3 protein-coding genes and 1 pseudogene are annotated in these 4,248 nt (G+C 39.3%); all 4 read left to right on the top strand.

Features of this window, described 5'->3' with window-relative positions:
* Window positions 1-95: 95 nt before the first annotated feature.
* The 4 genes and pseudogenes from AC5JMF_RS30090 to AC5JMF_RS30075 all read left to right on the top strand — a co-directional run bounded on the left by AC5JMF_RS30090 (window position 96) and on the right by AC5JMF_RS30075 (window position 4,099).
* Window positions 96-587 carry a hypothetical protein gene (locus tag AC5JMF_RS30090; protein ID WP_495799370.1) on the top strand — a complete coding sequence of 164 codons (492 nt, stop codon included), beginning with the start codon at window positions 96-98 and terminating at the stop codon, window positions 585-587.
* Between the two features lie 239 nt (window positions 588-826).
* A complete protein-coding gene (locus AC5JMF_RS30085; RefSeq protein WP_495799371.1) occupies window positions 827-2,155 on the top strand; it encodes an efflux RND transporter periplasmic adaptor subunit in 1,329 nt (442 codons plus the stop codon).
* A gap of 23 nt (window positions 2,156-2,178) precedes the next feature.
* A pseudogene (locus tag AC5JMF_RS30080) lies at window positions 2,179-3,444 on the top strand (ABC transporter permease).
* A 379-nt stretch (window positions 3,445-3,823) separates the two neighbouring features.
* Window positions 3,824-4,099, top strand: coding sequence for a hypothetical protein (locus tag AC5JMF_RS30075; protein ID WP_495799369.1), 276 nt, complete (start codon window positions 3,824-3,826; stop codon window positions 4,097-4,099).
* The last annotated feature ends 149 nt before the right edge of the window (window positions 4,100-4,248 follow it).

The raw sequence follows: 4,248 nt of genomic DNA, 5'->3' as shown, positions 1-4,248 counted from the left end.
CACTTCCGTCTTTAGTGTTGCAGTTTGTAGATGCTGGTTTATCATAGTCTGCTTTAGTGCTTGCCCTTGGCGATCGCGCAGTTCAAGCTCAATCTTTGCCACCCAATTCTAGTCAACCTTCATCATCTCCAACCCCAACACCAGCCAATGCACCCTCTACTGAGCAAGCTAAACCCCGCCCTCTGCGGAACTATATCGGTATTGGCGGAAACATTGGTGTGAGTGGTGGTAATGAAGGAATAAGTCACGGGGGAGTAACGATTATCAACAAGAAAGACCTGAACGATTCCTTGTCAATTAGAGGCAGCACTGTATTTGGTGGTAACCGGAACGATAGTACCCTTGCCTTGACTGTCAATTTTCCCGTGAAAACATCATCTGGTCAAGTTCAGCTTATTCCTTTTGTGGGAGGTGGCATATTGCTAAGGTCAAAGTCTAATTTTGAAGATCTGATTGTGCGGGGATTAGTAACTGGAGGAATTGATGTACCGCTATCACGCAGATTTACGGCTACAACTGCGGTCAAGATTGGTTTGCTTGAGAAAACCGATGTCGGAGTGCATTTGGGAATTGCCTATAACTTTTAACACAGCAGATGGTATCACTGCGATCAGATAGCAGGACTATATCGCTAGTGGTCTGTCGCGTTAGTTATAAGGGGTTGAGAAACGAACCGCAAAGAACGCAAAGAAGAGGCAGCGCGTTGCGGGGGTTCCCCCCGTTGTAGCGACTGCCGCCGCAAAGGAAGAGAGGAAAGAAGAGAAGTTTAAAAGTTAATTCACCCAACCGAATTAATGGGACAGACCGCTAGTGGTAAGCCGAGAGTATTCTGAAATCTCAATTAGTCATTACCGTTGCGGCTAATGGAAAAATTGAAGCCGAACGTTCAATTAATCTGAGTCCCAAAAATGCAGGTATTATCAAAAACCTATTAGTAAGAGAAGGTGATGTTGTCAAAAAAGGGCAAATAATTGCTTATATGGATGATAGCAATTTACAAGGACAACTTACTCAAGCCAAAGCTGGAATTGCATCTGCTGAAGCTAACTTACAAAAATTAATTGCTAGAAATCGTGCAGAAGATATAACTCAATCTCAAACACAATTAGAAGAAGCACAAGCTAACTTAAATAAATTAATTGCTGGAAATCGTGCAGAAGATATAGCTCAATTTGAGGCTAGACTCAGAAAATCTCAAGCCTCATTAAGACAAGCAGAATCAGATTTAAAACGCTATCAAGAATTATTTAATGCGGGTGCAATCTCTCGTCAAAATCTCAGTACCTATCAAACAAATAGAGATACTGCTTTAGCGCAGGTTGAAGAAGCAGAAGAAGCTTTAAAGTTGCAAAAAATAGGTTCCCGAAGTGAAGATATAGAGCAAGCACGTGCAAAAGTCAAACAATTACAACAATCCTACTATTTAATGAAATTAGGTGTCAGAAAAGAAGAAATTGACCAAGCACGCGCACAGCTGAACTCTCAACGAGGTTCTTTACAAACAGTTCTTGCTCAAATTAACGATACTATAATTCGCGCTCCTTTTGATGGAGTTGTGACAAAAAAATATGCTGATCCCGGTTCTTTTGTAACTCCGAATACGGCTGCTGGCTCAAGTTATTCTAGTTTATCTTCTTCAATTTTATCTTTAAATGCAAATAATCAAGTAGTAGTAAATGTTTCAGAATCAAATTTAGCAAAAATTCGCATCGGTCAATCATTAAAAATCAAGACTGATGCCTATTCAAACCGAGTTTTTGCAGGAAGAGTATCGCAAATTGCTGCACAAGCAACAGTTGAACAAAATGTTACCAGTTTTGAAGTTAAAGCCGCTATAACTTCCGACAATAAAAATCTGTTGCGATCGGGAATGAATGTTGAGGTTGAATTCGATATAGGTCAAAAAGAAAATGCGTTAGTAGTTCCCACAGTTGCAGTTGTCCGCGAACAAAGGGGAACAGGAGTATATATTTTTGGCCGAGAAAATAAAGCTGTGTTTGTGCCGATAAAAGTTGGTGTTACTGCTAATAATAAAACTGAGGTAATATCTGGTTTAAAAGGTGATGAAAGAGTATTGTTAACACTACCACCACAAAATACAGATAAATCAAAATCAAAAGGTTTATTTTCGCCACCAAAAATAGAAGAAAATTAAGCAAAATCAAAAAAATATATAGGATGAAAATAAATTATCGTAACCGTCATACTTCCGTTTCATCGCTAGAAATATTATCAATGGCAATGACATCACTGTGGAGTAATAAATTACGCACTGGATTAACTATGCTAGGGATGATAATTGGTGTTGCTTCCGTAATTGGTATTACTTCAATTGGTCAAGGAGTACAAAAATCAACCGAAACACAAATTCAAGCTTTAGGTTCGGATGTTTTACAAGTACTAGCGGGCGAATCCAAAAATGGAAATATTAACAAAGGTTTAGGTTCAACTAGTACCTTAACTTGGGAAGATGCAAAAGCTATTGCTAGCGAAGCTCCCTCTGCAAAAGTTGTTTCTGCTTATTTACAAAGCAAATCTCAGTTAGTTTATGAAGGAGAAAATGTCTCGACTACAGTGTATGGTACGGATTTAAACTACCCCGAAGCTAGAAATACTTTTCCAGAAAGTGGTAGATATTTTAATTAAGAAGAATTAGATACTGCTAAACAAGTAGTGGTACTTGCTCCTACGGTAAAGAAAAAATTATTTGGCGAACAAAATAACCCCATTGGGTCAAAAATTCGCATTCAGGGAGAAATATATGAAGTCATAGGAGTTACAGAAGTAAAGGGTTCCCAAGGGCCAATGGATAGGGATGATGCAGTTTTTGTTCCCCTCACAACTATGTCAGCGAGAATTGTTGGTAACAATTCATTACTCGGTATTTTTATAAATGGGATTTATGTTAAATATGGCGATCAAGAACAATTCAGAGCAGCAGAATTTCAAATTATTAATTTACTGCGATCGCGCCACAATATTCAACCTCCAGTAAGCGATGATTTCCGGGTAACAAACCAAGCTGATATTTTAAAAACCTTAACTAGTATAGTTGGATTGTTAACAATTATGGTGAGTGCGATCGCTGCAATTTCTTTAATAGTAGGTGGAATCGGAATTGCTAATATCATGTTAGTTTCAGTAGTAGAAAGAACCAGAGAAATTGGCATTCGTAAAGCAGTTGGCGCGACAAAATTAGCAATTCTTTATCAATTTTTATGCGAGGCTATTGTGATTTCTTGTATAGGCGGTGTAATTGGTATTGGAGGAGGAATTATTATTGCATTTAGTGCGGCGACATCTTTTCAATTTCCTTTTGTTGTTTCTTCTACTTCGGTGATTTTGGGATTTGGTTTATCTGGTGCTGTAGGGTTAATTGCTGGGGTAATTCCGGCACAAAATGCTGCAAATTTAGACCCAATAACAGCTTTACGTAGCGATTAGTTAATCGCTATACCCAGTCTTTTTGCTCTAAGCTCGACTTTATCCATTTTTGACTGTCTTCGGCGTAGTACTCAAAGCCGAGAATGATGCCCTGTTGTGTCAGGGCGGCCGCATCATGTCAATAAGACTAGTCTATTCTCAATAAACTTCAAAATAATGTCATCAGTCCCTGCTTATTGACAAAGATTTTAGCGTAGACGCTCTGCGGCTTGCCATAGGCATCGCTTTAAATCTTGGAAAGTAAATCAAACGAGAAATCCTGATTTTTTCGTTGGTTCTTAATTTTGGTCATAATCGGCAGTACTTTAGATGCGTTTGCCCTGCCTGTTGTGTGCATTGAGCAAAGGTAAAGCGAGGGTAGTCCCAGTTTTTGGGGATTGTGATTGTAGGTTGTATAGATGTGATGGTGATTGGTGAGTATGGGTTAAGGCGATCGCTGTTGATTAGAGAAGTGCGATCGCGCCTTTGTGAGAATTACGCTGCGACTAACTCCGGTTCTTCGTTGAAGGCCGCGTACTCCTGTAACCGTTCCCATTCACTGGCAGTCAACTCGTCAAATGGGAGGTCTAACAATTCTTCACAGTCGGCTACTTCTGCTCATATTTCTTCCTTAACTATTTTTATCATTTTTTTAGTGAAATGGTATGATAACTAGTGAGTGGTCTGTCCCATTAATAAGCTGTTGCGCTTTTAATTTGCATAGTTCAAACCGCTCTTAAGACACGGGGACGTGGTGAATCCAGTAGACTTCTTGCAAAAGTCCTTCTTTGCGTTCTCTTCTCTGCGTCTCTGTCTTGAAAAGTT

The sequence above is a fragment of the Desmonostoc vinosum genome (assembly GCF_059505385.1).
Note: the sequence above shows the minus strand (reverse complement) of the source record. Positions and strands in the feature narration are given on the sequence as shown.